The 22129-nt window shown below is 39.1% G+C and carries 35 protein-coding genes and 1 pseudogene; 22 read left to right on the top strand and 14 right to left on the bottom strand.

Annotated elements, in window-relative coordinates:
* The first annotated feature begins 172 nt into the window (after positions 1 to 172).
* Both PSR12_RS09790 and PSR12_RS09795 read left to right on the top strand, forming a co-directional pair.
* The gene (locus tag PSR12_RS09790) at positions 173 to 1714 is read left to right on the top strand and encodes a right-handed parallel beta-helix repeat-containing protein (protein ID WP_274772930.1); all 1542 of its coding nucleotides are present in this window, start codon (positions 173 to 175) and stop codon (positions 1712 to 1714) included.
* 456 nt (positions 1715 to 2170) lie between these two features.
* Positions 2171 to 2362 carry a hypothetical protein gene (locus tag PSR12_RS09795; RefSeq protein ID WP_004228683.1) on the top strand — a complete coding sequence of 64 codons (192 nt, stop codon included), beginning with the start codon at positions 2171 to 2173 and terminating at the stop codon, positions 2360 to 2362.
* Between the two features lie 62 nt (positions 2363 to 2424).
* Here PSR12_RS09795 and aac(6') read toward each other — a convergent pair whose 3' ends face one another.
* Positions 2425 to 2859: an aminoglycoside 6'-N-acetyltransferase gene (gene aac(6'), locus PSR12_RS09800; protein WP_274772933.1), complete on the bottom strand. Its 435-nt coding sequence runs from the start codon at positions 2857 to 2859 to the stop codon at positions 2425 to 2427.
* A gap of 125 nt (positions 2860 to 2984) precedes the next feature.
* On the opposite strand from aac(6'), the gene PSR12_RS09805 reads away from it, so the two are divergent.
* Genes PSR12_RS09805 through PSR12_RS09815 form a run of 3 tightly spaced genes read left to right on the top strand, consistent with a single transcriptional unit; the run spans position 2985 to position 4857 of the window.
* A complete protein-coding gene (locus tag PSR12_RS09805) occupies positions 2985 to 3581 on the top strand; it encodes a class I SAM-dependent methyltransferase (RefSeq protein WP_274772935.1) in 597 nt (198 codons plus the stop codon).
* Between the two features lie 27 nt (positions 3582 to 3608).
* Positions 3609 to 4184, top strand: a complete 576-nt coding sequence (locus PSR12_RS09810; protein WP_257521991.1) for a DNA-3-methyladenine glycosylase I — start codon at positions 3609 to 3611, stop codon at positions 4182 to 4184.
* Entirely contained in the window at positions 4174 to 4857 is a 684-nt protein-coding gene (locus PSR12_RS09815) for a DUF1963 domain-containing protein (RefSeq protein WP_274772938.1), read from the top strand. The genes PSR12_RS09810 and PSR12_RS09815 overlap by 11 nt, the downstream gene beginning before the upstream one ends.
* On the opposite strand, the gene PSR12_RS09820 is transcribed toward PSR12_RS09815, so the two are convergent.
* Entirely contained in the window at positions 4854 to 5159 is a 306-nt protein-coding gene (locus PSR12_RS09820) for a transposase (RefSeq protein WP_274772940.1), read from the bottom strand. The genes PSR12_RS09815 and PSR12_RS09820 overlap by 4 nt on opposite strands.
* Positions 5160 to 5234: 75 nt before the next feature.
* Between PSR12_RS09820 and PSR12_RS09825 the strand changes: the two genes are divergently transcribed.
* Positions 5235 to 5435 carry a hypothetical protein gene (locus tag PSR12_RS09825; protein WP_274772942.1) on the top strand — a complete coding sequence of 67 codons (201 nt, stop codon included), beginning with the start codon at positions 5235 to 5237 and terminating at the stop codon, positions 5433 to 5435.
* 159 nt (positions 5436 to 5594) lie between these two features.
* Positions 5595 to 5894, top strand: coding sequence for a GPW/gp25 family protein (locus tag PSR12_RS09830; RefSeq protein WP_048393880.1), 300 nt, complete (start codon positions 5595 to 5597; stop codon positions 5892 to 5894).
* Between the two features lie 116 nt (positions 5895 to 6010).
* Here the strand turns inward: PSR12_RS09830 and PSR12_RS09835 are convergent, their stop codons facing one another.
* The gene (locus PSR12_RS09835; RefSeq protein ID WP_274772945.1) at positions 6011 to 6244 is read right to left on the bottom strand and encodes a hypothetical protein; all 234 of its coding nucleotides are present in this window, start codon (positions 6242 to 6244) and stop codon (positions 6011 to 6013) included.
* 504 nt (positions 6245 to 6748) lie between these two features.
* Between PSR12_RS09835 and PSR12_RS09840 the strand changes: the two genes are divergently transcribed.
* The 4 genes from PSR12_RS09840 to PSR12_RS09855 all read left to right on the top strand — a co-directional run bounded on the left by PSR12_RS09840 (position 6749) and on the right by PSR12_RS09855 (position 8346).
* Complete coding sequence (locus PSR12_RS09840) at positions 6749 to 7135, top strand: hypothetical protein (RefSeq protein ID WP_274772947.1); 387 nt, start codon at positions 6749 to 6751, stop codon at positions 7133 to 7135.
* A 76-nt stretch (positions 7136 to 7211) separates the two neighbouring features.
* Complete coding sequence (locus PSR12_RS09845) at positions 7212 to 7832, top strand: NAD(P)-dependent oxidoreductase (RefSeq protein WP_274772948.1); 621 nt, start codon at positions 7212 to 7214, stop codon at positions 7830 to 7832.
* A 15-nt stretch (positions 7833 to 7847) separates the two neighbouring features.
* Positions 7848 to 8024 carry a hypothetical protein gene (locus PSR12_RS09850; RefSeq protein ID WP_221683071.1) on the top strand — a complete coding sequence of 59 codons (177 nt, stop codon included), beginning with the start codon at positions 7848 to 7850 and terminating at the stop codon, positions 8022 to 8024.
* A 166-nt stretch (positions 8025 to 8190) separates the two neighbouring features.
* The gene (locus PSR12_RS09855; protein ID WP_016993988.1) at positions 8191 to 8346 is read left to right on the top strand and encodes a hypothetical protein; all 156 of its coding nucleotides are present in this window, start codon (positions 8191 to 8193) and stop codon (positions 8344 to 8346) included.
* Between the two features lie 196 nt (positions 8347 to 8542).
* Here the strand turns inward: PSR12_RS09855 and PSR12_RS09860 are convergent, their stop codons facing one another.
* Complete coding sequence (locus PSR12_RS09860) at positions 8543 to 8743, bottom strand: hypothetical protein (protein WP_221683070.1); 201 nt, start codon at positions 8741 to 8743, stop codon at positions 8543 to 8545.
* 152 nt (positions 8744 to 8895) lie between these two features.
* Here PSR12_RS09860 and PSR12_RS09865 point away from each other — a divergent pair, with 152 nt between their 5' ends.
* The 3 genes and pseudogenes from PSR12_RS09865 (at position 8896) to PSR12_RS09875 (ending at position 10197) form a co-directional block, all read left to right on the top strand.
* Positions 8896 to 9030: a hypothetical protein gene (locus PSR12_RS09865; RefSeq protein WP_257521996.1), complete on the top strand. Its 135-nt coding sequence runs from the start codon at positions 8896 to 8898 to the stop codon at positions 9028 to 9030.
* 103 nt (positions 9031 to 9133) lie between these two features.
* Positions 9134 to 9520: pseudogene (locus PSR12_RS09870) on the top strand (O-methyltransferase); the annotation flags it as partial.
* Between the two features lie 119 nt (positions 9521 to 9639).
* Positions 9640 to 10197 (top strand): isochorismatase family protein, encoded by a 558-nt coding sequence (locus PSR12_RS09875; protein WP_257521997.1) that lies wholly within the window; start codon positions 9640 to 9642, stop codon positions 10195 to 10197.
* A gap of 37 nt (positions 10198 to 10234) precedes the next feature.
* On the opposite strand, the gene PSR12_RS09880 is transcribed toward PSR12_RS09875, so the two are convergent.
* Both PSR12_RS09880 and PSR12_RS09885 read right to left on the bottom strand, forming a co-directional pair.
* Positions 10235 to 10456: a hypothetical protein gene (locus PSR12_RS09880; protein WP_221683067.1), complete on the bottom strand. Its 222-nt coding sequence runs from the start codon at positions 10454 to 10456 to the stop codon at positions 10235 to 10237.
* A complete protein-coding gene (locus PSR12_RS09885; protein WP_274772953.1) occupies positions 10457 to 10804 on the bottom strand; it encodes a hypothetical protein in 348 nt (115 codons plus the stop codon).
* A gap of 296 nt (positions 10805 to 11100) precedes the next feature.
* Between PSR12_RS09885 and PSR12_RS09890 the strand changes: the two genes are divergently transcribed.
* Positions 11101 to 11985, top strand: coding sequence for an AraC family transcriptional regulator (locus PSR12_RS09890; protein ID WP_274772954.1), 885 nt, complete (start codon positions 11101 to 11103; stop codon positions 11983 to 11985).
* Positions 11986 to 11998: 13 nt separating this feature from the next.
* On the opposite strand, the gene csaA is transcribed toward PSR12_RS09890, so the two are convergent.
* The 3 genes from csaA to PSR12_RS09905 form a co-directional block, all read right to left on the bottom strand.
* Positions 11999 to 12331, bottom strand: coding sequence for a chaperone CsaA (gene csaA / locus PSR12_RS09895; RefSeq protein WP_257522000.1), 333 nt, complete (start codon positions 12329 to 12331; stop codon positions 11999 to 12001).
* 89 nt (positions 12332 to 12420) lie between these two features.
* Positions 12421 to 12597, bottom strand: coding sequence for a hypothetical protein (locus PSR12_RS09900; protein WP_004228639.1), 177 nt, complete (start codon positions 12595 to 12597; stop codon positions 12421 to 12423).
* A gap of 77 nt (positions 12598 to 12674) precedes the next feature.
* A complete protein-coding gene (locus tag PSR12_RS09905; RefSeq protein WP_274772958.1) occupies positions 12675 to 13010 on the bottom strand; it encodes a DUF7668 domain-containing protein in 336 nt (111 codons plus the stop codon).
* A gap of 466 nt (positions 13011 to 13476) precedes the next feature.
* Between PSR12_RS09905 and PSR12_RS09910 the strand changes: the two genes are divergently transcribed.
* The 3 genes from PSR12_RS09910 (at position 13477) to PSR12_RS09920 (ending at position 15392) form a co-directional block, all read left to right on the top strand.
* On the top strand, positions 13477 to 13785 hold the full coding sequence (locus PSR12_RS09910) for a hypothetical protein (protein WP_221683062.1): 309 nt from the start codon (positions 13477 to 13479) through the stop codon (positions 13783 to 13785).
* Between the two features lie 106 nt (positions 13786 to 13891).
* Positions 13892 to 14311, top strand: a complete 420-nt coding sequence (locus tag PSR12_RS09915; protein ID WP_221683061.1) for a hypothetical protein — start codon at positions 13892 to 13894, stop codon at positions 14309 to 14311.
* A gap of 268 nt (positions 14312 to 14579) precedes the next feature.
* Positions 14580 to 15392, top strand: a complete 813-nt coding sequence (locus PSR12_RS09920) for a DnaD domain protein (protein ID WP_274772961.1) — start codon at positions 14580 to 14582, stop codon at positions 15390 to 15392.
* Here PSR12_RS09920 and PSR12_RS09925 read toward each other — a convergent pair.
* Positions 15378 to 16298, bottom strand: coding sequence for a phosphotransferase family protein (locus PSR12_RS09925; protein WP_274772963.1), 921 nt, complete (start codon positions 16296 to 16298; stop codon positions 15378 to 15380). The two genes, PSR12_RS09920 and PSR12_RS09925, sit on opposite strands and share 15 nt — an antisense overlap.
* 368 nt (positions 16299 to 16666) lie before the next feature.
* On the opposite strand from PSR12_RS09925, the gene PSR12_RS09930 reads away from it, so the two are divergent.
* Both PSR12_RS09930 and PSR12_RS09935 read left to right on the top strand, forming a co-directional pair.
* The gene (locus PSR12_RS09930) at positions 16667 to 17443 is read left to right on the top strand and encodes an N-acetylmuramoyl-L-alanine amidase (RefSeq protein WP_221683058.1); all 777 of its coding nucleotides are present in this window, start codon (positions 16667 to 16669) and stop codon (positions 17441 to 17443) included.
* 105 nt (positions 17444 to 17548) lie between these two features.
* A complete protein-coding gene (locus PSR12_RS09935) occupies positions 17549 to 17833 on the top strand; it encodes a hypothetical protein (RefSeq protein ID WP_048393855.1) in 285 nt (94 codons plus the stop codon).
* Positions 17834 to 17876: 43 nt separating this feature from the next.
* On the opposite strand, the gene PSR12_RS09940 is transcribed toward PSR12_RS09935, so the two are convergent.
* The 4 genes from PSR12_RS09940 to PSR12_RS09955 form a co-directional block, all read right to left on the bottom strand.
* Positions 17877 to 18485, bottom strand: a complete 609-nt coding sequence (locus PSR12_RS09940) for a copper amine oxidase N-terminal domain-containing protein (protein ID WP_274772967.1) — start codon at positions 18483 to 18485, stop codon at positions 17877 to 17879.
* 143 nt (positions 18486 to 18628) lie between these two features.
* Positions 18629 to 19120 carry a DUF2975 domain-containing protein gene (locus PSR12_RS09945; protein ID WP_274772968.1) on the bottom strand — a complete coding sequence of 164 codons (492 nt, stop codon included), beginning with the start codon at positions 19118 to 19120 and terminating at the stop codon, positions 18629 to 18631.
* Between the two features lie 140 nt (positions 19121 to 19260).
* On the bottom strand, positions 19261 to 19968 hold the full coding sequence (locus PSR12_RS09950) for a DNA alkylation repair protein (protein ID WP_274772971.1): 708 nt from the start codon (positions 19966 to 19968) through the stop codon (positions 19261 to 19263).
* A 165-nt stretch (positions 19969 to 20133) separates the two neighbouring features.
* Entirely contained in the window at positions 20134 to 20754 is a 621-nt protein-coding gene (locus PSR12_RS09955; RefSeq protein ID WP_274772972.1) for a hypothetical protein, read from the bottom strand.
* Between the two features lie 226 nt (positions 20755 to 20980).
* On the opposite strand from PSR12_RS09955, the gene PSR12_RS09960 reads away from it, so the two are divergent.
* Together PSR12_RS09960 and PSR12_RS09965 are read left to right on the top strand one after the other, a co-directional pair.
* The gene (locus PSR12_RS09960; protein ID WP_066038479.1) at positions 20981 to 21370 is read left to right on the top strand and encodes a KGG domain-containing protein; all 390 of its coding nucleotides are present in this window, start codon (positions 20981 to 20983) and stop codon (positions 21368 to 21370) included.
* A gap of 180 nt (positions 21371 to 21550) precedes the next feature.
* A complete protein-coding gene (locus PSR12_RS09965) occupies positions 21551 to 22105 on the top strand; it encodes an integrase (protein WP_274772975.1) in 555 nt (184 codons plus the stop codon).
* Positions 22106 to 22129 lie beyond the last annotated feature (24 nt).

Consider the following 22129-nt stretch of genomic DNA (forward strand, 5'->3'; position numbering starts at 1 on the left):
GGGGGGATTCGGTTGTTGTTGGTTTTTTTGCATTTTTCCCCACTTTCATTAAACCGTCAAACATTCCAAATAAACGCCTGCATATTCCAGCAATTTTACACAAAATTGAATAAGCACAAGCATGTTCGGTATATAAATAGGGTACGAACATTTTTTGGTTAGGAGTGTGTAAATGGCTGTACTTGTGGTGAAGAGGAGTATTATGCATCGTTATCAAAGTATCGGGCAGGCGATTGAAGAGGCGGCGCCTGGGGATATGATTGAAATTCGGGATGGGATTTATGAGGAAAGCTTGGATATTGCCAAGCGGCTGACGTTGTATGGGGTTGGCAATGTGACCATCAAGGGTGGCGTATTTATTCGCTATCAAACACCTGTCGCGATGCGTAATTTACGGTTCCGGCAAGGGCAGGGGCTGTATGTGAAAGGCGATTTACAGCTTGAGAATTGTGTGATTGAGGAGCAATTGATTCGAACGCAGATGATGGTGAGCTATGGTAGTTTGCTGATGAAAAATTGTGCAGTGCTTGCAACGCCACTGAATCATTTTGGTTTGCGTGTGGCGAATGGCTCTAGTGTTATTCTAGTCGACACGACATTTGAGCATCATAGGAAGGCACAGATTATCGCTCAAAACTGTGAGCTAAGCCTGACGAATTGTATGCTGTTGGAAGGGAAGAAGCATGGTATTTTTGCGATTCGTCATGTCAAGCTGACAATGGAGGACTGTGAAATTCATGGGCATGACAAGGCACAAGTAATGGCTGCGTCAAGTGAGATGACGATGACCAATTGTTTAGTTCACCAAGGGCAAGGGGTAGGCATTCAATTGTTTGATAGCACGACTTTCAGGATGGATGGCTGTGAAATAAAAGAGCATCTTGATACGAATATGGTGGTTCATCGCAGTGAACTAATGGTATCTGATTCTATTTTTTCAGATGGTCAAAGTCATGGGCTGTATCTTGGAGAAAAAACCGAAGCCAAGTTCTATGATTGTCAAGTTTCTCGGCATGTCAAGGCACAGGTGTTGATTGAAAATAGCAAGGTGGAATTTCATACATGTCATGTTCGTAATGGCATGGCTGTCGGGCTTACCATTGTGGATGAGGCAAATGTTTCGATGAACCAATGTAAAATTCAAAACCATCAGCAATTTCATATTATTGTTGATGCTAGTGGATTAAATCTACAGCAATCGATTATTCAATTTGGGCAATCAGGTGGTGTTTATGGTAATGAACATGCCAAAATTATGATGCATCATACAACGATTCGAGAGCTGCAAAGCCACCATATCTATATCAACAATGCCCGATTATTTACACACTATTGCACCTTTGAACAAATGGAAGCAAACGGAATCACGTGCATTGATGCAATTTTTGAGATAGCTAATAGCTATTTTAAAGATGATCAAGAAAGCCCTTATGCCATGATTTGGTCAGATCAATCAATGGGGCGTATTGAAAATTGTAGGGTGGATAAGGCGGCTAGACCATTTTTAGCGTTGTCCAATAAATCATTATTGGAAATGCGTCATACAGATATAGCTGCAGTAAAGGCTCCAGCGGTGGTCCAGGAAAACAGCCAATTATTTGTGCAAGGACATGTACAGTCAGCGACATGGCAGAAGGATACAGCATCAAAGGTTTCCCAAATTGAGGACATGAAAATAGAAATAGTGAAACATGATATTAAAAAAATAATATAAAAGCCGATTATACAAATAAGACAAGTAGTTTCAATTTTGAAATTACTTTTTTTATGGATTTGTGTATTGATATTTTATATATGTGAAAAATGGGTAAAGGAATACGTTTGGGCTGTAAATTAATTATAATTTGTGCAAAAAAAATCTATAATTCGACAAAATGCAAGAATATTTTTATAATGGTATAGATGTCTTGTTGCAATTACTGCAATATTTTGAAATATTCCACAGGAAAACTTATACAATCTTTGTATAAGTTATAACAAACATAATAAAAGTTTTTACTTAATGTAAAAAAAATATTAAATAAATGTAGATAATAGATTGATTATTTTCCATGTTTAAACCTATAATTAGTAAAAATGGTTCACGAAATAAGATAAAAATTCGCTAAATATGAAATGGGAGTAATGATTTTACAATAATAAAAAGAGAGAGTATTGGGGTGATATGAGTATGTTTGGGCTGACAAAAGAAGAAATTATGTTAATGCTTGAGGAGATGGAATTAGCAGAGAAGCAAAAGAATGTGATTGCTGATATCTTACATCTAAATAATATGCGAATCGAACAACAACTCGCATTAATGATCCATTTAATCATAGATGAGCGCGAACGAAATATTTCCAACAATACATATCTAAACTAAAAAATGTCGAAAAATCACAGGTGTTATGTTTGCAACGCCTGTGATTTTTTTGTCAGCCATTTTTATAATTTTTTTGTGAAGCAAATGATGCGATTGGCTTCTGTAAAACCGAGCTGAAGATGAACCCTTAGGCTTTCATCATTGTCCCATTCACAGTCACTGGCAAACTCTAGACAGCCCCTATGCTTTGCCCATTGCTCACATTTCTCCACAAGCAGTCTTGCATAGCCCTGCTGGCGATAGTCCTCCCTCACGAAAAGGCCTTCTAAATAGCCGACTGGACTCGAGTCGGTGCCTTCTACATAATCTGTTCTTAACTGGCATTGGGCAAATCCAACTGCTTTGTCATCATCAAAGGCAAGGAAAATAGCTGTGTTTTCTTCCTTTAGCAGCTGTGTCATCTCTTCAGTAAATTCCTCTAGTGTATGATTGGGCCAGAGCAGTAAGGCTAATGAGGCAGCAGCATGAGCGTCCCTCTGCTTTGCTTGTTGTATCATAAAATCTTCCTCCTTTGTAAAAAATGAAACAAATTGTTTTGAAGTACGTACAAACTAGTAAGCGTTTTTATTTTAAAGCTCTAATTTTTATTTTAACAATCTTACTTGAAGAGGGGAATCCAATCATGTCACTCTTGCAAACGTTAATTGAACAAGCGAAAAAGCCAAATGGATGGATTGGCTCAACGATGCTACAAATTATGAATTTTGCCCATCGTGGTATGAATGCATGGTTCATCAGGCAAGGAGCTATCAATGACGGTGATCGTATATTAGACATAGGTTGTGGTGGTGGGAAAACGCTCCAAATTTTATCCAAATTGAATCCAAATGGTATAATATATGGGATAGATTTTTCCACACAGGCAGTGAAGGAATCAATCAAATTGAATAAAGCAAATGTTGCCAGTGGTAGGGTCTTTGTGAAAGAAGCAAGCGTTTCAAACATTCCATACGATGATCAGTTTTTTGATGCGATTACGGCCTTTCAAACGCACTATTTTTGGCCATCCTTGGAGCAGGATGTAGAGGAAGTATGGCGGGTTCTGAAAAACGGTGGGAAATTTATTATCATAGCAGAGCTCTACAAGATGAACTATCATATGAAAGCCTATCAAACACCTGAGGCAACGAAGCAACTATTAGAACGTATCGGTTTTCAAACCGTTTATGTCACGGAAAAATCAAGTAAAGGATGGCTTTGCATTACAGCTATTAAGTAAAGGATACATAAAATGGAGGGTATAAAAATGAAAAGATGTGATTGGGTCAAGCTAGATGAGCCTTTATATGTGGAATACCATGACAAGGAGTGGGGTGTACCGGTCTATGATGACCAGCATTTATTCGAGATGCTTTGCTTGGAGGGGGCACAGGCTGGCTTGAGCTGGTGGACGATTCTCCAAAAGCGTGAAGGCTATCGTGAGGCATTTGACCAATTCGATGTGGAAAAAATTATCCATTATACAGCAGACAAGCTAGAGGAATTGCAGCAAGACACACGGATTGTACGCAATAAATTAAAAATAGCTAGCGTGGTGACAAATGCTAAAGCATATCTCCAAATACAGGAAAAGCATGGCTCATTCTCAGATTATATTTGGGGCTTTGTAGATCACAAACCAGTTATGAATGAGTGGGCATCCATCAAAGAGGTGCCTGTGACGACAGAAGTTAGTGATCGTATGAGCAAGCAATTGAAGAAAGATGGCTTTAAATTTATCGGTAGTACAATATGTTATTCCTTTATGCAGGCAGTGGGCATGGTAAACGACCATACAACGGATTGCTGCTGTCGACAAAAGGAGCTAGCGGATGGCAATTGAACAAATTCGGGCTCAATTAGCCAAGCAGGCCACGATTTTTCAAACGGGTGGTATTCGACCCACGCATGATTTACTGGAAAGCTGGATTGGCTATGTTGGCTGGTCCTTACCAGAAGAGCAGCCACCATCTGGCTATCAGCCGCTCGCTACGTTCTTTCTAAAAGACCTACCCCACGTACCGATGGCATTAAAGCCTTTTCAATTAGTCACAGTCTTTGTCGATGAACGTCTATTAGATCATCTCATGGAGGATGATCTTTGTTCTTATTTTGATATTAGAACGTACACCACTTTGGAAGGCTTGGTGAAGCGCGAATGGCAGCATAAACAAATTCGCGCGTTTCCACTCCTACCGCAACATATTACAAATGACTATCCAACATGGGATGGGGGCGGTATTCCTGCTCAATTGGAGGAAGAGATTCTGACATTGGAGCAGGAAGAACAGCTCGACTATTTTGAGGATATCGTGGAAGACCTCTATCCGTTCCATAAAATTGGTGGCTATCCAAGCTTTTGTCAAAGTGGCGTTGATTTTGGTGATGATGCGCCATTTGTCCTTCAAATTGCCTCCGATGCAAAAGCACGTTTGAACATTGTGGATCATGGCAATTTTTATTTTTTCTACAATCCAACAAACCAGACTTGGCATGTCTATTGTGATTTCTACTAAAGGGTGGAGGGCTTGTCTCTTTCATGAATTGTTATCATGATGAATCGATAAATCAGGTATAAGCCAACGTATGCGCCTGTAATCAGAAAGACAGGGTTTAAGAACACAGCATGAATCGTTGTCATAAAGACCACATCCTCAAGAATAATGTTCGTTATAGCTGTAGAGGCAATCGTGCTAAACAGAATAGCAGCAATGACGCCTAGTATGTTGAAAAGAAATCGAAAGCTAGCCCATTTGTGCTGAAGATACACCATAAGGCTGGGGATGCCAATCGTGGCAGTCAGCATGAAAAATGTCATAATATCACATCCTTTCTTTCAGATTGCCCTTGTTCGTTCATGCATAAACATAGAAAAAGATAGGAGGGAAACCGATTGCGATGGCAAGAAAGAGAGTTAAAAAGCACAAGGAAGGTGAGAAAAGTGGAGCATAAAACGGTGGTCAAAAATGGCATTGGCTTTGGTTCGGTTTTAGCGATTACGATCTCATGGAGTGTGCATCACTCCATCATTTGGGCAATTATCCACGGCTGTTTTAGCTGGCTGTATGTTATTTACTATGCCATCATGCGCTAAGCCTGTAGGTCAACCTATCAACTAAAATGTTGTTTGAATAAAAATAACATTGGGTACATAAAAACAAAGCGTTCATAATTTTTAATGAGCAAGCATAAATAACAAAGTGCTCTTTTTCCAACGTACCAATTGTATGAACGTAGAAGAAAGGTTGATAGAATGACACATCAAGTAACGGCTTTAAGTAATGTTAATGGTAATGCTACAGGCGTGGAAGGTATATTACAAAATGTAGCATTTATTTTATCGACGTTTACGATTCCTTGTCCGCTCCGCGAATATGTGACAAGGTCTGATATTCGTAAACCCTTCCAGCGTATGAAGAAAATAAACACAAAACGCCTCATTGAATGTATCCAACGTTTTGAGCCACGAGCTGTCGTAGTGGATGTTGATTATCTTGGCGATGTGAATAGAGGAAAATTAGAGCCCATTGTCAAAGTCATTGTCAATGAATAGCTGAAAAAATATGAATTCTGCCAGGTATGGTTTCACGAACCTGGCAGAAGATTAAATGTGCTTATAGTGGTAGGATTATGGTATATGAATTGGTGTCAAGTAGGATAATGGAACAGTTACGCGTTTCTAATGGCAATAATTTGCTGGCAATCAATGATAAGTGGTGTTGCTGCTGCTGCATCTACCTCTAAGAATGTAGCACAGCAAGTTTTAGGATCTAAGCTGATGAAGAAAATTCCTGCAAAGCTACCGCCACCTGCTAAAATAACATCTACCAAAGTGCCAGGAGATAAGCATCTTAATTGATGACAAATACAGCCTTTACACTTGTGATCTTTGGAATAATCCATCTCGTAGTAGTACTCTTCCTCCTCTTTTTTGCAAGAGCAAGAATCCTCCCTATGTTCCCATTTACAATGGTCATCCTTTTCATGACACTTACATCGCAGGTGTTTCTGTTCCCATTTGCAATGCTCATGCTTCTGTTTGCATTTGCATTCTTCTTGTTTGTGTTCACATTTTTTTTCTAAATGACAATAGCATTTTACATATTGTTCACAGCACTTTTCTTTTTTATGATTCCAATTCATATATTGACTAAATCTACTATCCTGCATCTTTTAATCTCCCTTTTTGTTAGTTTTTTAGTAATGGTAGCGCTAACCTTTACATTTCTAATCTATGAAGCCACAAACAAAACTTCTTGGTAATTTGCCCTCCGTACAAAAAGAAAATTATTTTTTACTAATTAAAGAGAGAAATAGCCATACATAGCTGTGAGAATAATAACAATATCAGGGCAAAAGATTGCTAGACCTCCGCCTGTAAATTTCATGGAGAAATGGAGCGAATGTATGAAAAGTGTTTTGCAAATCTTCTTTTTATTCATGTGCTTACTGGTTGTGATTTCTTTGTGGAAGGCACAAAGGGAGCCTTCAATTATAGCCCCAAGCCCTGAAAGAGCGACTCCCTATGCAGAGGAGCTTGGCGAAAAATTACAAGCTACGAATTTTACAAAACAAGTGTTACAGGCCATACGGTCGGCAGGCTACTCACCTGATAGTACAGTCGGTTATCTAATAGACCCTCCAGCGCATCAAGTCATCACTATTCAATTACACGATGGGGAAGAAATTGATGTAAGTACAGAAAGTGAAATTCAATCGATTATCGATGAGCTAGCTGAAAAGAATAATATGCATCTATTTATGGTTGATGTTCAATTACTAGAGCGTGAATAGTAGAGGGGAGGCACTGTGATCTGTGCCTTTTTACATATAAAGGGAATTGTAATATAATGATAAAGAGGTGAGAGAAATGAAAATATTACTATTAGGCGCGAGTGGACGTGTCGGCAGCCAGTTGGTGGAACTAGCAATAAAGGATCAGCATGAGGTCACCCTTTTAGTTCGAAATCCTGATAAATTACCGCACCATCACCAACAGCTGTGTGTAATAAAAGGTGATGTTTTAAACAAGCAGGATATCGAGCGGGCAATGCATCATGTCGATGTGGTGGTGAGTGCATTAAATACAGATGGAGGCACTACATTATCGGCTAGCTTACCATTGATTCTTGAAGCGATGACAAAGCAACAGGTGACAAGAATCATTACGATTGGAACAGCTGGGATCTTACAAAGTCGTGTAACGCCGACTCTTCTTCGTTACCAATCAACGGAATCGAAACGAAAATCGACCTTTGCTGCACAGGAGCACCAGCGTGTATTCGAACAGTTACAGCAATCTGCTATGGATTGGACAATTGTTTGTCCTACTTATTTACCTGATGGACCCTGGACAGGAAACTATCGAGCAGAACGCAACTTCTTGCCAGAGGGAGGTAGCGAAATTTCTGTAGCGGATACAGCAGATTTTGCCTATCAACAAATCTTTAGCGAGGAATTCATGAAAACACGTGTCGGACTTGCCTACTAGAAAAGGGGAGATACGGTGAAATATATTCTTGCCATCATCGGGATGGTAATCATTTTCGCTTGGTGTGCCTTTCTCAGTATAACCATTGAAGAAGCGCCTGTTAGAAATGTGATGCTGAAAGTCTATGGAGGTATCATTGTTTTCACCGGGTCATTCTACCTCAAAAAAATTGCGAAATTTGGTAAGCAATAATCACTTTTACACAAGGATAGTCTAAATGGACTTAACGTTTTAACCTTTTTTTACCCTAAATCGTCCAAATGATAGCTATTTTAGTGAAAAAATATACTGTTATTTTCCTTTTTATAGAAGGTTTGCTATACTTTATGTCGAATATATCTATTGAAGAGGTGATTGTATGGACAAGGAGATATCAAATAACTATCAATATCCTAAACACCTAACAAGCCTTGATGGAATCGAAACGACAGAATTATATGTCATCAAGATAACAAAGGAACAAGTGGATAGGTTGATTGAGGATATCGATCAAACATTAAAGACGTCGACATGACGTCTTTTTTCATGCCAAAAAGGCCACCTTCCAAGGAAAGTGACCTCAAAACAGGAGAGCTGTGGAAAGGCTAGATTTGCTTTACACTACTATTTGTATGTAAAAGTAATCTTGTTAGCTAGCCATTTGCCTGACAGATAGATGAAATTTACTCGATTTACTAGCATCGCAGTTCACCATCCAAATATGTACTACCTTAGTTCTTCTGACAGGAAAAGGAGTAATTCAAAGCCAAATAATCGCGTATGATAGTAGGCTGTCCGCCATTTTCAAGACATAGCTTACTGGCAATTTTAATTTCCTTCTGATTATAGTGAGATTGTGCCCCAATCAAAAATATGCCTGACAGTATCAATAATGTCGCGATGCCCAACACATATTTTGTAACCCTTTTCACTCATCTTACCCCCATTTCGATACGTCTACCCTATTGTCTAACATATGTTGAAGCATGAAAGCATTATGTTTAATTGGCAATTTGTATACAAAAGGGGTGTTTTAGAAATGAAGGATCTGGATTTAGAGAGCATATGAGAGAGGGAAATCACCGTGGAGGACGCCACAGCGAGGAGCAAAAGGCAAAGCGATTTCATTTTTGAAATGATGCATGTGAACCGGGCTATCATTAATCAGCAATTAGAACAGCCAGAATTTCAATCCATTCAGCAAATTTTAGTCGATTAGATGCAATCGATCTGGTTATCCAAGAATTTAGCCAGTTGTTTGATATTCAAGAAAGTGTAACCAACGACAGTCTACAAGAGGAAGATAACACACATGAAATTATATAGATGAGGTATTTTATCAGTACGATGCCCTATTAGAGGATGTCCTGTCCTCCATTGCCGAAAATGGTATGCCTGCTATTTCTGTGTCTCGATCATCAGGAAAGCTGTTGACGATGCTTGTATCGATTACTAGGTCAAAGGCTATTTTAGAAATTGGTCTGGCGAGAGGAATGGAAGGGGAAGGCAAAGTGACCTCCCTAGAGTCAAAGGAAAAATATGCACAGCTGGCAGCCAAGAATTTTGCCAAGGCAGGCTTTGCTGAGCAGGTAACGTATATGACAGATCCTGCATTGGAAAGCCTTGAAAAGCTTGTGGCAACAGGACAGTGTTTTGATTTCTTTTTCATTGATGCTGATAAGGATAACTATGAAAATTATTTAGTTTATGGCAACACCCAAGCGCCATTGGGGATGGCATGACGGTTTCAAAAGTTAAAAAATAATGCATATCAGAATTAACTATTAATGGTAAAATATTGTTAACAAACAATAAGGGAGAGATGCTTTTGAAGCAAGCACTAGTGGTCATTGATACACAGCAAGAATTAATCGAGGGAAATCAGGATGAACAAGCCGTCTATCGCAAGGATGAATTGCTCAAAACAATCAATGCCGTTATTCAAAAAGCTATTGAGGCAGAGGTACATATTATCTTTGTGCGTGATCAGGATGTAGCTGGTGGAGAAGGGGAAGGCTTTCAGGTACATCAAGCGATCCAAGTACCGACTACCGCTGTTTATTTTGATAAACTGGCTACGAACGCTTTTTATAAGACAGGCTTACTCGATTATTTACAGGCCAATAAGGTAGAGCATTTGGTGATGATGGGCTGCAAAACCGAGCATTGCGTGGATACAGCAGTTAGAGCAGCAACTATTCAGGGCTTTGATGTCACATTGGTGGGAGATGGTCATTCAACAAATGGTTCCCAATACTTATCACCAGAAGATACAGTTGCACACCATAACGACATCCTGCACGGCCATTATAATGTGGATCATTTCTCACTTGTGCGAAACGCCGACGAAGCATTATTTGAACCCACACACAATAGTTATCGCTAATTATAAAATGACCAAGAATCGAGGTTCTTGGTCATTTTTACATATAGAAGTGATTGAGCAACCAACCTATAACAGTACTCAAGATACCAACTACTATCAAGACCAGCCCATGGGTTGGTGCTTGATAATCCTTTTTAAGTACAATCCCCATACAGATAGCCATGAGCCCACTAAAAGCTTGGAATAGGAGAAGGGCAGCTACCACATTGACCCAACCGATGATTAAAAGTAATCGCTTACTATTATTTTCATGTACCATTTATTGTTCTCCCTCGTCATTTCTATGTAAAAAAAGTACCATACCTAACACGCCTAGTAGTAGGATTGAAAAAATAATAGACATTATCGCTTGATAGACAATGGCAGTTATAGCTAAAAACAGTAAAATAATCAGTATGATGAGACGCAGTAGGAATTTTGTTTTTTTACGAATGGCGAAAAAATCCTGTAGAATAATGAGTAAAAAGCTCACCCCAAATAGGAGAGCATATTCAAGAACGAATAGAGGATGCTTAGTTGTTACATCCCCATCATGAAAGTATTTTAAAATAATTATAGGAATGAGTATGTATTTTAAATACTTGTACCACTGGAAAAGTCGATCCATGTTGCTGCCTCCAGCTCAATAGACTATTCTTACAAATATTGTAACGAAAATTATGATGCGACACAATGATCTTTTATTTCATAGGGCCACTGTGCGAGCAGTGACCCTAAGTATCAAGTCAGGAGGTGTAAGGCTAAAATTAGCTTTACACTATTATATGTATGTGAAAGTAGCTTCAAAAGCTAGTTATCTGCCTGTTCGATAGATTATTTTTTGGAAGGCGACTAAATGGGGCACCAATTGTCGGATGGAGGGCTACTATTCCTGCTAAAGTAATGATAAGGAAGGTGATAGAAGTGGATTCTTTAACAAGGTTGTTGAATGAGGCAATTGCGTATATCGAGGCCAATCTAACAGAGGAAATTGATGTGCAAGAGGCTGCGAGATTAGCTTATTGCTCGGAATATCATTTTAAACGTATGTTTTCCTTTCTGGCAGGCATCTCGCTGTCCGAGTATATTCGTCGTAGGCGTCTAACGCTTGCCGCACTGGAACTATCAGATTCATCTATGAGAATTCTCGATATCGCGATTCGTTATGGCTATCGCTCTGCAGATGCATTTACAAGAGCCTTTCAGCAAATGCATGGCATCACGCCATCAGAGGCGAGGCAAAATGGTCAGCACCTAAAAGCGTTTCCACGAATGACCTTCCAACTTACCATACAAGGAGGTTGTGAAATGAATTACCGACTCGAACAAAAAGAAGCGTTTCACATCGTGGGTCTTATGAAAAGAGTACCCATCGTTTTTCAAGGAGAAAATCAAGCGATAACTGAAATGGCACGTTCATTAACAATGGAGGATATTGGGCACCTAAAAAAGCTAGCGAATGTAGAACCAATGGGAATTATCCAAGCCTCCACTAACTTTTCCGAGAGCAGGATGGAGGAAAAGGGCGAGCTTGATCATTATATCGGCGTAGCCACTACCGAAACGTCTCACCATTTTTCACAGTTGGATGTACCCGCTTGTACATGGGCTGTCTTTGAAGCAGTTGGACCATTCCCACAAACACTGCAGGAAACATGGGGGCGCATTTATGCGGAGTGGTTCCCATCATCTGGCTATGAACAGGTTGCTGGTCCAGAAATCGTGCGTCATACAAGCACGGATTTTTCCTCACCAACCTTTACAAGTGAAATCTGGATACCTCTTCAGAAAAAAAAGCTTCTTGCATAATGCGAGAGGCTTTTTACTGTATTTTCGTTCCATTGGGTAGCTGCTGATCGGGCGTTAACAGGATTACATCACCCTCCACAGGTACACCACCAATCACTAATACCTCTGACTTAAAACCCGCAACGCGACGTGGTGGGAAATTCACAATCGCCACAACTTGCTTCCCAATAATGTCTTCGGGTGTGTAACGCTTCGTAATTTGTGCAGAAGACTGTTTAATGCCCAGCTCTTCACCAAAATCAATTTTCATTTTAATCGCAGGAACCCGAGCCTTTGGCAGTTCCTCTGCCTCTAGTACCGTGCCAATTCGTATATCAAGTGCTGTAAAATCTTCTATTGTCGCCATCACTGTACTCCTTAAGCTTTTATGACAATGTTAGCATTTAATAGAAAAAAATACAAAAAAAGAAGAGCACCTAGCGTGCCCTTCTCTCGTTAACGACGATGCTCTACCAGGTCAATCGCACCTAACACAATGTGCGCTAAGCCAAAGCCAAAAATCGTATTGGCTACCATTTTGTTAGAGCCATGTTTTTGCTTCATTGCATAGCCTGCCGCTGTAACAGCTGACCCAAGTATAGTGGGGATTAAACCTTCACGAATTCCATTCATAAATTGATCCCTCCGTCGTATGATTCGGCGTGAGTTTCACACCATACTTACTATGAACGTTTGGCGAGGATACTATACTAGGCATCAACCGTATCAATCATAAAAGCAGTGATTTCCGTTTGATCTGCATTTGTATAGGCTTTGCAAAAAAGAACCACAGCACTTTCTTCATCATCAAACCATAAATAGCGAATTTCTGTTGTAAAGCAACTTTGGTCATCCATTTCATACACATCAATAGCAACGGAAGCTTCATCCAGCGGCCATGTTAAGGTACCTTGCAAGGCGAAAACCTCCTGCAGAAAAATAGCAGTATCCTCTGTTAATATCTTCGCCTGTTGAAGTTTCTCATATCTATTATGTACTAAATCATCTAAGGTCATTTTCGTTAATGCACTTATTTTGTCTTTCATTTGCATAGCCTCCCTCTTTATAGTTATTTTACTGGAAAAGGAAAAATTTTGTATAGGTAAATAGGGGTTTATTGAAACGAAAAAGAGCGGTTAGCCGTATAATAAACGAAGGGGGGCTGAAAATGAAGTATATAGGCATTGGCACCATCTTGTCCATTCTAGGTGTGATATGCTCCATTCTCATATGGGGTACAGAGAGTAGCCAACAATCAGAATAAGCATTGTATTAAACCACCGATTTGAATGAGCAATCCAATCTAAGCGACCTTATCCATCAAAATAAGCGTTGTATCCGTCAGATTAGACATTGTATCCGTCAAAAATAGAATTCTATCCGTCACATTTAGAATTCTATCCATCAATCATTACATATAAAAATCATAAAAAATGTCACATCTACCCTAGGTGTGGCTTTTTTTGTTGCATTTAATAGAGAGGAGTACATTTGCAATAGAGAGGTGGTACTATGCAATTAACAGATGGTACACAGATATTTGACACGGATATCATTGATGAGGCTGCTAAAAAAAGGGAGCGTGATGAGCAGGAGCGGGAGATGCTCAACGCCTTTGCCCGCTATGCTTATCTACGATATAAGCAAATACGAGACAAAGTAAATCCGCGAAAATGTAAATATATGTATATTCATCAGGTGCGTCAGCATTTAGCATTACCTGCTAGACTACAGCGTGTTTGCAAGCTGCTAACGATGACAGAAGAGGAAGTTCTCTACATTGTAGAATTTGTGCGGAAGTATTTGAAATACGTTAAATAAGCCTCATCTTCATAGATGGGGTTTTTTTACATAATTTCTAGGGAGAATTGTTTCTCAACACCCGCTTCATATAGTATGATGAACGTGTATAAAGGAGTGAGCGTAGTTGAGATTGATTAAATTTCTAGTGGTAATTGCTATATTCGTTGGTGTAGTGGGGTATGGTGTGCTACATTTCGGCACAAAATTCGCCTCTGAAAAAATTGTAGATACCTTGTCGACAGAATTAGAAAATAGCGGACAAAAGGAAAACATCAAAAGTACCATTGAAAATGACCCACAATTAAAAGCCTATATGGAAGAGGCGAAAACGGTCGATAGCAGTACATTACCGTTTACGACAAAAGAAGAGGCAACGAAAGTCCTAATTCAAAAAGTGGGCATTACCGATTTGAACGACATGCGTGTTAAATTGCAGGACGGCTCGATGACGCAGGAAGAAGCTCTGCAAATGGTGGAAGGCAAATTATCCGATGAAGAGATTGCCGCTTTAAAAGTCATCGTCTATAAAGAGCTTTATGAATAAAAAAGCAGAAGCAATTGTTTGTTTCTGCTGCTTTCATTACCCTTACAGATCATGATTATATTTCCATCTAAATCTTGAAGTAGGCAAAGTCATCAAAACGTTTTATAGCATGAATTGGAATGCCTTTGTCTTAATAGGAATTCGCTAAAAAATTCATTTCATCTGCTTAAAAGGGCATGCTTCATGGCATGTTCTTTTTTTTATGTCCCATTTTTAAAAATTTTCTTTATATAGTTAGAAAGGACATTAGATGGAAAGAGGGAGCGTCATGATTTATCGAGTAGCTAAAAAGGAGAATTTTGTGGTTTTGGATAAAGCATTTTTAAATGATGAGCAATTAAGCTGGAAAGCAAAGGGTCTGCTTGCCTATATGCTGTCTTTGCCAGATGATTGGTCATTTAGTCTTGCAGATTTAGCAATACGTAGTAAATGTGGGCGGGAAGCGACAGCCAAAATTTTGGATGAACTCATAGAGGCGGGCTATCTTCAAAAAGTACAGGAACGAGGAAAAGACGGCAAGTTCGGTAGGGTAGAATTTTTCGTCTATGAAGCATCAAAACGTGCTGCTATACCGTCAACGGGAAATTCGTCAACGGTCGTACCATCGACGGAAAAGCCCACACTACTAAATAATAATTTACTAAATAATCAATTACTAAAAGATAAAGATGATAAGGAGTCTACTAACACTGCCTACCACTTTTATGTGCAACAAGGCTTTGGCACACAAACAGCCTGTATTGCTAGTAAAATTCGTCATTGGCTCACTATTTTTTCAGAGGACATGGTCATCTATGCGATGAAGCTAGCGGTGGAGCATAATGTTTTACGCTGGCGGTATGTCGAGAGAATCTTACAAAATTGGTGCCATCAGAACATAAAGAGTCTTGCTGATATTGCTATCGACCAGCAGCGTTTTCAAGCCCGCAAGCAGCAAGTGTCATCACATTCTAAAGCCAGACGACAGGAAATCATTCCGCAGTGGTTTCAGCAGCGTGGCGATCAGGAACCAAAATCTCAGCCAACAATTGATTTTGCAGCAGAACGACAAAAAATATTAGCCCTCTTACGGAGTGAATAAATTCTCCACATACCATAAAGGTTTAATCGATGAAAAGTCATCATGGTCCTGTAAAATCATGTAAATTATTTCCAACGCATCGTCAAAGGAGCGTGGATCATAGTGACGAGTCCAAGCAATGGTTGAAAAGACAGTCATGGCTGCATAGAGAGCATATAACCGCCAAAACATATCGTCTGGTGCAGATGAAAAATAGCCATCAATCTGCCCAATACAATAGGGGATACTTTGTCGTCTACTAAACAAGGCAAGATTATAAAAGTCATGATAAGGATCACCCACAGCATAGCCATTAAAATCTATCACCCCATTGTAAGTATGTCCTTTACAAATAATGTGACCGAGATGAAAATCATCATGAAGCAGGGTGATGGGGCGTTGCTTTAACAGTGGTAAGTGCGTTTCAATAAAGCGCAATAGTTTAGCTTCTTGTGGAAGTTGATAGGCATCTTGTTGGTATGCCTTCAAATAGGTAGAAAACTTTTTGAGCTGTGTTGTCTCCCAATGAATTATTTGTGGAGGGCTCACTTGATGTATTTTTCTCAATTCTTTCCCCGCGGCAAGACCAAGGTGGAATTGCTCAGAGTCAGAAAGTTCCTGAATAATTTCATCTGCTGGTGTTTCTTCTAAAAAGCTAACGACCATTGCGGATACGTTGGCTTCCTGAAACAAGTTATAGTCAACGGCTTTATGTGTTCTTACGCCCTGCTTTGCTAACTCTTGGAGCAAGGAAAACTCTACTGCACGTTTGTCATGATGTGCTAGATCTGACAAGCGCACCAAATAGCGCGTTTCACCAACTGTTACCAGATACTTGCTATCAGGTGAATAGCCTTTGTTAATTTTCACTAGCTGTGTAAAGCCGTGTAAGCTTGGTAATTGACGAATAATCTCTATTGCCTGCACACTTTCTTTCCTCGCTTTCAATATTTTAGAAGATCTAAAATACTACAGGAAATAATACTTTGTCAATGCTTGGAATCGAGGAAAGCGGTTATAAAATCATAATGAAAAAATAGTAAAAGAGCACAACTAACTAGAAAACACTTTTGTGCGAGCATTTACTAATAGTAAGTGGATGTCCTTGTGACATTCACACTTCATAGCTTCGAGGAAAGAGAGGTGAAACGATCGCAGTAGCCTTGAGCGCGAAAAGAAGCTAATAAGCCTCAAAAGGAACCTCTAATTATCTGTTGCTTACCCTAAAAAAACACAAAAAGACAAAAATAACATAGCGTCAGTCGCTAAAAAATAATAGGAAAGGATGGTGCAATATGAGTTATGTTATTGAAAAACAGATGATGTCAGGGCTACCGAATCTGACGCTAACGGCAGTCAAATACATTGTGGCGCATGAATCAGGTAATGGCAGCAATACAGGTCCAAATGCATTGGAAAACGAAATCGCCTATATGAATCGAAATAAAGCCAATGCCTTTGTTTCTCACTGGGTAGGTGGTGGTGGAAGAATCGTGCAAGTAGCCCCAGTCAATCGCGTGCAATATGGCTGTGGACCAAAGGGAAATCCATATAGCTATGCCCAGGTGGAACTGGCACGGACTGCTGACAAGGAACAATTTAAAAAGGACTATGCAGCTTATATTTGGCTGTTACGTAAGCTTGCTATAGAGGCAGGTGTTCCCACTGTTTTAGATGGTAGCGGCAACGGTATTAAGTCACATCGATGGATTGCGGAAAATCTAGGAGGCACTACGCACAAAGATCCTTTTGACTATTTAAAAAGTATGGGGATTACAGAAGCACAGTTCCAGCAAGATATTAAAAATGGGCTTGAGGAGGGATTAACAGTGTCACAATATAATGAGCTAAAACAAGAAATAGAGACGTTGAAAAGCTTACTAGCTGAAAAAGCTAGTTTACAAACAAGCAGAGAAGTGGGGGCAGCCCATAAAGAGGCTTGGGAGTGGGCTATTAGCCAAGGCATTATCCGAGGCGATGGAAGTAAGAACATGAATCCAGCAGGCGCCTTAACAAGAGAGCAAATGGCGACCATGCTGAAACGCTATTACGACAAATTTATAGCCAACTAATTGTGCAGGATAAAGCTCCTAGTCATCACGAGCTTTATCCTTTTTCATTAAATAAAGGTTTTTTCAAAATTTTGTCGAATATAGTAGAAGAGAGGAGGGGTTTTGATGTTAACCAAAATAAGAAAAGTAAAATTTGAACAAGAAAGAAAAAATCCATTATACCAGGTGGTGATGGAATGTCCCGATGGTAAGCAACTCTATGTAAAATTTGATTATACGTATAAAACAAAAAATTTCTGGCCATTAGAAGTGAATTATAATAAAAAGAACTATGGTGCAAAGCTAGCATGGTATACAAATGAAGTCGAGAATATGACAGTGGCTTTATTTCTAGAAACGATTGCTGGTAAAATCAACAAGAAGTATGATTTTAACTTTAAGAAACAATAAAAAAGCAGCACCTTGTAGGAGCATACTGCTTAAGACTTGTCCATTATTTAGTTGAGATATAAACAACAAGTGCTGCCTCATCAAATGTTACATTTGCGCCAAGTGCTTGACTGACAAAGCGTAAAGGCACCATTGTTGTACCTTGATATATTTCAGCAGGATGGCTGAGTGTGATTGTTGATGCAGAACCATTTGTATCAACATAAGCCGTTTTATTCCCCACGCCAATCACAATTTTTTTATTGTCCTTTGTCGCCGTTACTTTTTTCGTTGCATTATCATAGCTAACCGTTGCCCCAAGAGATTCAAAGATTGCCTTCATTGGCACTAAGGTTGTGCCATTTTTCATATAAGCGCTAGGCGTATAATTTTGCTTCACGTCATTTAAATAGACAGCAACCTTCGTTAATACAGGTGCTACCGTTGCTTTAGGGGCTGGCGTAGAATAACTTTGACCGCCTGAAGAAGACCCTGCATCATTGCCACCATTGCCATTATGATAATGATAGCCAGAACAAAGCCCTTTAGCCTTTGATTTGTCAGAACAGTTGTGACCGCCATTGCTATCTAAACGCCCTGGATGTGCGCTCGCAATAGAGGCTGTGGTGAAAAATAATGTAAGCATCGCCATCAACAAAACCAATTTCTTCATATAAATCCTCCAATTCTCAAAATATGTAATTATTATACTATTGAAAAGAGAATTTTGATATGTTTTTATAGGAAATTAGTTTTAAAAAATACTATCGAAACATTAAAAGGCACTACCATTCAAGATTGGTTAGTGCCATTTTGTTATACGGTTAATTGATTTTCGTTTTGGAGATCAATGGCTTTTTGGAGTAGTCGATGCAGAACGGCTGCAAAGGTTGCAATCGTACTGGTTACAAAGATGCTTATGAGTGTCAGCGTAATAATTCCTGTAATATCTTCCTTGCCAGTAAACATCATCATAATTGTTGCAATACCTAGCACAAGGCCGGCTACAATCGTGAGAGCACAATTTTTGATCATTCTCAAAGCCCGTACAGATGATTTGGAGAACGCTTTATGCTTGTCGATGTTCGTTAAGATTCGATAGGCCTGATACAACGCCGTGTAATAGGGAATGCATAGTGCATACACATAGAGTAAAAAAAGATAAGACAAATAGGAGGATTCGGGATGTGCCGCTGCATCTCTACTGGCTATCCCAGGTAGCCAAAATAGCCCTAAAGCTAATACAGGGATACCTAGCAGCATAATCACACTCTTTAGGAAAATGGTTGACCCCTTTTTATGTTTCATACAAAACACCTCACTGGTAATGGTATATTGATTTTAAAATAAAATTTATCGTTTTTCAATAAAAATATATTATTATTCATTGATTTTTCATTTAAAAAGACATCCATCCTTATGGGATAGATGCCTTTAAAATGCGATGATTAACATCTCACATATTTACGTTTAAAGCCAATTCTGCCTCGCTCTATTTCCTTTTGAATTGTTTCATAAGCATTTAGCTGCGTGCTTTTTTTGTTGTCTCGCTTCATCTCTACAGGACCAATCGCCTGTGCGGTTGCTACTGCTTGTTCGTGGAGCGGCACATAGGAAATAGCCACTGTGTATAAAAAATTATTCATGGCCGATTTTGTGCGTTCAGGTGCATCGTGAATGGTATTTTTCACGATTTCCAGCATATGAGCTAGCTTGCTCTCGGAAAATTCGCTATCCTTGCGATTCCCTAATAGCCAGCAATAGCAGCTCCAGCCTGCAGACATTTTCAATTCCTCACCACTGGCAATCCACGCATCCGCCACTTCCTGAGCAATCGGTGCCTCTGCTAAAGTAACCGCTACTACATAATCCGACAGCATATAAAAATAAGCTGCCTCGATCCATCGATTAAAATCTTCCACAGTCATGGCTTTTGGATCTGCAATGACGCCAGCAAAGTACATTGCATCATAGTTGCCAGTAGCATAAAGCTCTTCTGCTAGAGTTTGATCGATTTTAATTTTCTTCGCAATAGGCTTCATGGCACCTGTTGCCACACCAAATAACGGCTCATGGGCGCCATTTGACATATACATTTTTTTCGTCCGTTCCTTGCCAAGAGCCTCTAGCTCCTGCATCACCAATTCAGCATTCAAAGTAGCACTTCCTTTTTTTCTGTTTTCTAGATTATTTTTATTATCCTATAAAGAATGTCTTTTTGTAATGGAATAAAAGCATATCATATTAGAATATAAAATATCATATCTGAATATATTTTTGTCAGTCACTTTATAGAGAAGGAAGTACCAATTTACAAGTAGCTAGAGCCTATTCCAAATAAACATAAATTGAGCTGCATCCGATTCGAGGGCAATTTGATGATAGTCCGTTGAATCATCATCTGTGATCAAGCGACCTTTTTGCACGTTTAAAATAGCATGCTTAACAGAGTCTGGATGTTCAATCGCATAGTGGGAGTCTTTTAGAAGAGTGAGGGCAGATCGACATTTATGTTTATCGATGCGCTCATTTTTTCCTTTAAAATACAGCTTGATTAAATAGGGTACATCATCAATGATTAAACCGAGCTCAGGATTGGAACGCACAATTAAATCGTCGCAATACCAATTCGCCTTACCTGGTTCAAACCACTGAACGTTTTTATTTTTTACAAATTTTATATAGGCTTTAACGGCTTCTTGGTAATTTTTCTGGCGTGCAGGTAGGGCATTATCCACGATGTCGAGTAAATAGGTATCATTAAAACGATGTTCATGGTATTTTTTTAATCCATCACGCAAGGCTTTCCAATAATCTTTTATTGGATGGTACTCTCCCTGATATTTTATATCCTTCACAAACTTTGTTTTTGCTGCACTTCCCTTCATTGTGAAGTCAGTAAATTGTGTTAAACCAATAGATGGCTTTGTGAGCGTCGTCATGTTTCCATCACCCTTCTTTCATCATCGATGACATACTATAGATTAGTATTATATTGGAAAGGGTACATGTATATGATTGATGGGTTTGTTAACAATCCGCTCCTAACAGTGTTCTATTACAATAAGAAAATCAATTTTTTAAAAAAATATGTTTAGATGTGTTTTGACTGGGAATATAAATAGCGAGCTAGTAAAAAGCTCAAAAAAATATTTAGGAGGAATAGAAATGGCTAACAAGCAAAACAATCGCAACAGAAACAACAATGAAAACATGACTGTCGAAGAAGCGGGACGTAAAGGCGGAGAAGCTACCTCCAGAAATCATGACCGTGATTTTTATGAAGAAATAGGACGTAAAGGCGGCGAGGCTACGTCTAAAAATCATGGACATGAATTTTATCAAGAAATTGGTCGCAAAGGTGGAGAAGCTACGGCTGAAAACCACGGCGAAGAATTTTATGAAGAAATTGGCCGCAAAGGCGGAGAAGCTACCTCTGAAAAGCACGACGACGATTTTTATGAAGAAATAGGACGTAAAGGTGGAGAAGCACGCAGTAAACAGCGTAGTAACAACTCCAACGGCAACCAAAATCGTCGAAATAACAATAATAACTAATCACTTTTAAATAGGTCGAAACCCTTCACACACAGGGCGTTTGTAGTTTTAAACTACAAGCGCCTTTTTTGTTGTTAAGTTCCTCTCAATCCACAGGATAAATTTGTTGAATTTCTCCTAATTGTAGTATAATATTTAATCCGCTTCTACTTGTTTTTAGCGGAAATGAGGATAGAGAGAATGACACAACTTAAAGAAAAAGAACTATTTCAGGTAATTCAATCCGTCGTGCAGACTGTGAACATGACGGTTAAGATAAAACAAGACGATTCAGGTATTAATATGAGTTATAACTTTATTGGGGATTATGTAGGATTTGATGCGAAACGATTAGTAGAGGCAAGAAATGAACTAATGCTTCCAACTTCACTTGAAATTTATGTCAAAACAATGACCCTACATGAGCTAGGTCATGCAGTGGATCGAGAAGCATTACAGGCATCACTTCCACGTACAATAGAAATCTTTACAATGAAAAAGCAACATGCCTTAAAAGAAATATATAGTCAGGAACAACTACTAGCCATGCTGATTGAAGAACATGAAATGAATCTTCAATTTGAGCAAACAGCTTGGGAAAATGCATGGATGCTTAATAATACACATCACTTAGTTCCTGAAAAGGACTTTGACAATATCAAACAGCATAGCCTAGCGACCTATCAGCGTTTATATGAGCAAGATTTACAAGCTTATCACCATCTTTTGAACCAGCAGATGGTGCAATTAGTTTAGCTAGAAATAATCATTTCATACCGT

Source organism: Lysinibacillus sp. G01H (assembly GCF_028872195.1).
Taxonomy (GTDB): Bacteria; Bacillota; Bacilli; order Bacillales_A; family Planococcaceae; genus Lysinibacillus; species Lysinibacillus capsici.

Excerpts from the sequence above, each read along its gene's own strand:
- PSR12_RS09960 (WP_066038479.1), top strand. The coding sequence starts at position 20,981 with ATGGCTAACAAGCAAAACAATCGCAACAGAAACAACAATGAAAACATG.
- PSR12_RS09815 (WP_274772938.1), top strand. The coding sequence starts at position 4,174 with ATGGCAATTGAACAAATTCGGGCTCAATTAGCCAAGCAGGCCACGATT.
- PSR12_RS09790 (WP_274772930.1), top strand. The coding sequence starts at position 173 with ATGGCTGTACTTGTGGTGAAGAGGAGTATTATGCATCGTTATCAAAGT.
- csaA (WP_257522000.1), bottom strand. The coding sequence starts at position 12,331 with ATGGCGACAATAGAAGATTTTACAGCACTTGATATACGAATTGGCACG.
- PSR12_RS09935 (WP_048393855.1), top strand. The coding sequence starts at position 17,549 with ATGTTAACCAAAATAAGAAAAGTAAAATTTGAACAAGAAAGAAAAAAT.
- PSR12_RS09940 (WP_274772967.1), bottom strand. The coding sequence starts at position 18,485 with ATGAAGAAATTGGTTTTGTTGATGGCGATGCTTACATTATTTTTCACC.
- PSR12_RS09795 (WP_004228683.1), top strand. The coding sequence starts at position 2,171 with ATGTTTGGGCTGACAAAAGAAGAAATTATGTTAATGCTTGAGGAGATG.
- PSR12_RS09965 (WP_274772975.1), top strand. The coding sequence starts at position 21,551 with ATGACACAACTTAAAGAAAAAGAACTATTTCAGGTAATTCAATCCGTC.
- PSR12_RS09820 (WP_274772940.1), bottom strand. The coding sequence starts at position 5,159 with ATGACATTTTTCATGCTGACTGCCACGATTGGCATCCCCAGCCTTATG.
- PSR12_RS09905 (WP_274772958.1), bottom strand. The coding sequence starts at position 13,010 with ATGAAAGACAAAATAAGTGCATTAACGAAAATGACCTTAGATGATTTA.
- PSR12_RS09805 (WP_274772935.1), top strand. The coding sequence starts at position 2,985 with ATGTCACTCTTGCAAACGTTAATTGAACAAGCGAAAAAGCCAAATGGA.
- PSR12_RS09810 (WP_257521991.1), top strand. The coding sequence starts at position 3,609 with ATGAAAAGATGTGATTGGGTCAAGCTAGATGAGCCTTTATATGTGGAA.
- PSR12_RS09845 (WP_274772948.1), top strand. The coding sequence starts at position 7,212 with ATGAAAATATTACTATTAGGCGCGAGTGGACGTGTCGGCAGCCAGTTG.
- PSR12_RS09855 (WP_016993988.1), top strand. The coding sequence starts at position 8,191 with ATGGACAAGGAGATATCAAATAACTATCAATATCCTAAACACCTAACA.
- PSR12_RS09910 (WP_221683062.1), top strand. The coding sequence starts at position 13,477 with ATGCAATTAACAGATGGTACACAGATATTTGACACGGATATCATTGAT.
- PSR12_RS09880 (WP_221683067.1), bottom strand. The coding sequence starts at position 10,456 with ATGGTACATGAAAATAATAGTAAGCGATTACTTTTAATCATCGGTTGG.
- PSR12_RS09885 (WP_274772953.1), bottom strand. The coding sequence starts at position 10,804 with ATGGATCGACTTTTCCAGTGGTACAAGTATTTAAAATACATACTCATT.
- PSR12_RS09840 (WP_274772947.1), top strand. The coding sequence starts at position 6,749 with ATGAAAAGTGTTTTGCAAATCTTCTTTTTATTCATGTGCTTACTGGTT.
- PSR12_RS09835 (WP_274772945.1), bottom strand. The coding sequence starts at position 6,244 with ATGGATTATTCCAAAGATCACAAGTGTAAAGGCTGTATTTGTCATCAA.
- PSR12_RS09955 (WP_274772972.1), bottom strand. The coding sequence starts at position 20,754 with ATGACGACGCTCACAAAGCCATCTATTGGTTTAACACAATTTACTGAC.
- PSR12_RS09900 (WP_004228639.1), bottom strand. The coding sequence starts at position 12,597 with ATGAATGGAATTCGTGAAGGTTTAATCCCCACTATACTTGGGTCAGCT.
- PSR12_RS09830 (WP_048393880.1), top strand. The coding sequence starts at position 5,595 with ATGACACATCAAGTAACGGCTTTAAGTAATGTTAATGGTAATGCTACA.
- PSR12_RS09945 (WP_274772968.1), bottom strand. The coding sequence starts at position 19,120 with ATGAAACATAAAAAGGGGTCAACCATTTTCCTAAAGAGTGTGATTATG.
- PSR12_RS09930 (WP_221683058.1), top strand. The coding sequence starts at position 16,667 with ATGAGTTATGTTATTGAAAAACAGATGATGTCAGGGCTACCGAATCTG.
- PSR12_RS09920 (WP_274772961.1), top strand. The coding sequence starts at position 14,580 with ATGATTTATCGAGTAGCTAAAAAGGAGAATTTTGTGGTTTTGGATAAA.